Source organism: Actinomycetospora sp. (assembly GCF_055612215.1).
Genome location: NZ_JBVPVA010000442.1, coordinates 1 through 4,130, shown reverse-complemented (window position 1 = coordinate 4,130; position 4,130 = coordinate 1). Strand labels below are relative to the sequence as shown.

Below are 4,130 nucleotides of genomic sequence, written 5' to 3'. Positions count from 1 at the left end.
CGGCCGGCACCCCGCGCGGCAGGGTCACCGCGGCCACCCGTCGGGTGACGTCGGCGGCGTCGAGCACCAGGAGCTGGGAGGCCGAGCGATCGGTCCGCGTCGTGATCGTCAGCAACCACCCGTCGTCCTCGCGGCGCGCCCCCGGACCGGCCGGCACGAACACCGCTTCACCGGCGGCGACGTCGGGCCCGAGCTCGTACGCGGTGCTCGCCCCGGTGGTGACGTCGAGCTTCACGATCGCGTTCTGCCGTGAGGCCGAGGCGACCGCGTAGCGGTAGCGCGCCTCGCGCCCGGTCAGCGCGTCGTCCAGCGTCGGGAACTCCACGGGCCGGTCGGCGAGCGGGGTCTCGGTGACCGCCCCGGAGGCCGGGTCGAGCGTCCAGCGGTGCATCCGGGCGACCCCCCGCGCGGCCGCGCACGCCGCGGTCGTCGCGGGCCGGGCGCCCGCCGCGAGCGCCCCGCCCCAGAGCACCGCCGCGTCCGCCGCGCCGTAGCGCGCCCCGTCCAGGACGATCCGCAGCCCGTCGTCGTGCGGCGACACGGTCTCGTGCGCGGTCCCGACGTGGAAGACGTAGCTGGGGTCGACGTCGAACCACCGCACGTGGGCCGTGGGGTCGTCGAACCGCATGACCCCGAGCCGCGCCCCGTACGACTCGTCCCACGCGAAGGGCATCCCCTGCCCGAGCCGCTCCGCGGCGAAGACCATCGGCAGGTCGAGCCACACGACGTGGTGCTCGGTGATCGCGAAGTCGTGCATCATCGTCGGCCCGGCGACCCCCACCGGCCGGGAGACGACGAGCTCGCCCGCCGCGGAGAGCCGGTGGTAGGTCAGGTACGGCGGGAACGGCGAGTAGCCGAAGAAGTGCAGCTCGCCGGTCGTCGGGTCGGTCTTGGGGTGGGCTGTCATCCCGGTGGTGAGTCGGCCGTCGAAGTCGCAGGGGCCGACGGTGCCCAGTTCGGCGTCGACCTCGTAGGGGAAGCCGCTCTCGACCAGCGCCAGCAGCCGCCCCGCGTGCTCCACGACGTGGGTGTTCGCGACGACGGCGGTCCGGTCGACACCGTGCTCGGACAGGAACGGCCGCCCGGCCAGCGCCCCGGTCCGCACCCACCGGTTGCGGTACCACTCCGCGCGGCCGGCGCGCAGCCGCACACCGTGCAGCATGCCGTGGCCGAGGAACCAGTGGCCCGGGTCGGTCCCCGGCAGCGGGTTGGGGCCGTTGCGCAGGTAGCGGCCGTCGAGCTCGGGCGGGAGCGCACCCTCGACGGGCAGGTCGACCGCGTCGATCTCGTCGGACACGGGGGCGAACCGGCCGGCGAGGTAGGTCGGACGCTCGGGCGACGTGGTGCTCATCGGGTCCTCCTGCGGCGACGGTGGCCCGACGAGCGTGCGCCTGCCCTCGCCGACATGTCAATGCTGACATGTCGGAATGGAGAGGTATGGTCTGCACATGTCCCTGCGCCACGCCCTGCTCGGCCTCCTGGCTCAGGAGCCCGCGAGCGGGTACGACCTCTCCCGGCAGTTCGAGGGCGACCTCGGCCGCTACGCGTGGCAGGCCGGGCACACGCGCATCTACCCCGAGCTGGTCAAGATGGCCGAGGAGGGCCTCGTCGCCGTCGAGACCACCGGTGCGCGCGGGCGCAAGACCTACGCCGTGACCGACGCGGGCCGCGCCGAGCTGCGGTCGTGGCTGATGGCCCCGCCGGAGAACGCGACGGTGCGCAACGAGACGGTGCTGCGGATGTTCCTCGTCCAGGCCCTCGAGCCCGCGGACGCGCGGATCCTGCTCGGCTCGATCGCCGAGCACTGCGAGACCGAGCTCGCTCGGCTCCGCCCGCTGATGGCCGACATCGACGCCGCGGCGGGCACCGACGCACTGCCCTTCGGCCGGATCGCCGGCGAGTACGGGGTCCGGCAGTACGACGCGGTCGCGACGTGGGCCCACTGGGCCCTCGAGCGGCTCGACGCGGCCGAGGCGGCGGGCCGGGTCGGGACGCGGGCCGTCGCCGAGACCGGCTGACGAGTCCGGGCGGCGCGGCTCAGGGCCGCGCGGGCCGCGTCATCGTCACGAGCTCCACCGCCTCCAGCGGCACCGTCTCGACCTCGGCGAACCCGAAGCGCGCGTAGTAGCCGACGAGGTCGGGCGCGCACTCCAGGTGCGCGGCGACGCCGTCGGCGTCCACCCGCTCCAGGCCCCGCCGAACGAGGGCCGACCCCACCCCGCGCGCCTGGTGACGGGGGTCGGCGCCGACGTGGAAGAGGTACCAGTGCGGCTCGTCGGGGCGCATCCGCTCGATCGCGCTCCCGAGCCGCGACCACTCACCCAGGCGCGTCCGCGTCGCGCGCGCCATGCCCAGGAACCCGCGCAGCATCGTCGGCCCGCCCGGCTCGGGGTGGCCGGGCCGGTGCCACGCCGCCGCGCCGACGACGGACCCGAGCTCGTCGTCGGCCACGTCCAGCGGGCCGGCGTGGCCGTACATCGTCACGACCATCGTGTGCATCAGCCCCGGGAGCCGCCTCCGGCGCGCGGCGTCGTCGGGCAGGGCGTGGCGGTACACCGGGTGGTCGTGGAAGGCGCGGGCCAGCACGGCGACCGCCGCCGAGGTGTCGGCGGCGGTCGCGGGACGGACGTGCGTGCTCACGCGGCGCCCGCGGACAGGCGCCGCTCGGCGCGGATCGCGTAGACCGCGTTCCAGGTCCCGAGGCCCGCGAAGGCCACGATCTGCATCCCCGTCGAGGCGCCGACCGCGACGTCGATCGGCAGGACGTAGATCAGCGGGACGCGCAGGGCGGCCTCGAGGAGCAGACCCACACCCCAGACGATCGCGCTGATGCGGAAGGTGCGCCGGACGCCGGGGGCGGTGTCCCAGATCGCGTCGAGCTCGGCCGCCTTGGCGGGCTGCCACGACTGCAGGGCCGCGAAGGTCAGCGGCCGGGCCGCGAGCAGGGACAGCAGGAAGACGATCCCGACGCCGCCGGTGGTGAAGGAGTCCTTGAGCAGGATGAACCGCGGGTCGCCCCCGACGACGGCGAGCACCAGCCCGATGCCGAACACCGCCAGCATCACCGCCCCGAACCAGGTCACGCGGCGGGTCCGGGCGAGGACCCAGAGCAGGCGGGCCCCGGCGAGGCCGGTCGCCGTGAGGAGCGCGGTCCAGTCGGAGGCGCCGAGGGCGTGCATCCCGTAGTAGCCGACCAGGGGCAGGCCGACGTCCCAGGCCAGCCCGAACAGCGGGGAGAACCGTCCACCCGTGCCCGCGCGGGTGCTCACGGGGGCGGGCTCCGTGGGTGCGGTGATCGTCATGGCGACTCCTCGGGTCTCGGGCTGACAGCAGGAGTCTGTACCTGTCCGACATGACATGTCAACGCAGACATGTCGGATCAGGAATCTGCGTCGAGGCCCTGCTCGATCGCGTAGCGCGCCAGCTCCACCCGGTTGGTCAGCTGGAGCTTGCGCAGGACGTTCTGGACGTGGTTCTCGACAGTGCGGGGGGAGAGCCCGAGGCGCTCCGCGATCCGTCGCGCCGTCAGCCCCTTCGCGACGAGCCGCAGCACCTCCGTCTCCCGCGGCGTGAGCGCCGGTCCGCCGGTGCCCGGCGCGTCACGGGCCGCCCGCTCCCGGCGGCGGAACTCGCCCAGCACCAGCCCGGCGAGCTCCGGGCCGAAGACGGCCTGGCCGGCCGCCGTCCGCTCCACCGCGTCCACCAGCTCCGCGACCTGGGCGGACTTCACGAGGTAGCCCGCCGCCCCGGCCCGCACGGCCCCGAGCACGTCGCCCTGCTCGGCGCTCGCGGAGAGCACGAGGACCCGGGTGTCGGGCAGCGCCCCGAGGATCGCGGCCGTCGCCCCCACCCCGTCGAGGTGCGGCATCTGGAGGTCCATGAGCACGACGTCGGGGCGCACCGCCGGCGCGATCCGCACCGCGGCGGCGCCGTCACCCGCCGTCGCCACCACCTCGAGGCCCCGCTCGGCGAGGTCCCGCGCCACGCCCTCGCGCCACATCGGGTGGTCGTCGACCACCATCACCCGCACGCTCACCGCGCCTCCCGCCCGTCGCCGCCCCGCGGCACCCGCAGCTCCCACTCGACGCCCTCGTCCGGCGCCGTCACCAGCTCCGCCGTGCCCCCGAGCT

At 75.3% G+C, this 4,130-nt stretch carries 5 protein-coding genes; 1 reads left to right on the top strand and 4 read right to left on the bottom strand.

Annotated features, from left to right (window positions below):
* On the bottom strand, positions 1–1,351 hold a 1,351-nt coding region (locus AC0CYZ_RS12430; protein ID WP_472215714.1), incomplete at its 3' end, for a carotenoid oxygenase family protein.
* Between the two features lie 97 nt (positions 1,352–1,448).
* Between AC0CYZ_RS12430 and AC0CYZ_RS12425 the strand changes: the two genes are divergently transcribed.
* Positions 1,449–2,018, top strand: coding sequence for a PadR family transcriptional regulator (locus AC0CYZ_RS12425; RefSeq protein ID WP_472215712.1), 570 nt, complete (start codon positions 1,449–1,451; stop codon positions 2,016–2,018).
* A 19-nt stretch (positions 2,019–2,037) separates the two neighbouring features.
* Here the strand turns inward: AC0CYZ_RS12425 and AC0CYZ_RS12420 are convergent, their stop codons facing one another.
* From AC0CYZ_RS12420 to AC0CYZ_RS12410, 3 genes are all read right to left on the bottom strand, one after another.
* Complete coding sequence (locus AC0CYZ_RS12420) at positions 2,038–2,640, bottom strand: GNAT family N-acetyltransferase (protein ID WP_472215710.1); 603 nt, start codon at positions 2,638–2,640, stop codon at positions 2,038–2,040.
* On the bottom strand, positions 2,637–3,302 hold the full coding sequence (locus AC0CYZ_RS12415; RefSeq protein WP_472215708.1) for a VC0807 family protein: 666 nt from the start codon (positions 3,300–3,302) through the stop codon (positions 2,637–2,639). Before AC0CYZ_RS12415 ends, AC0CYZ_RS12420 begins: the two co-directional genes overlap by 4 nt.
* Before the next feature lie 77 nt (positions 3,303–3,379).
* Positions 3,380–4,036, bottom strand: coding sequence for a response regulator (locus AC0CYZ_RS12410; protein ID WP_472215706.1), 657 nt, complete (start codon positions 4,034–4,036; stop codon positions 3,380–3,382).
* Positions 4,037–4,130 lie beyond the last annotated feature (94 nt).

Excerpts from the sequence above, each read along its gene's own strand:
- AC0CYZ_RS12415 (WP_472215708.1), bottom strand. The coding sequence starts at position 3,302 with ATGACGATCACCGCACCCACGGAGCCCGCCCCCGTGAGCACCCGCGCG.
- AC0CYZ_RS12425 (WP_472215712.1), top strand. The coding sequence starts at position 1,449 with ATGTCCCTGCGCCACGCCCTGCTCGGCCTCCTGGCTCAGGAGCCCGCG.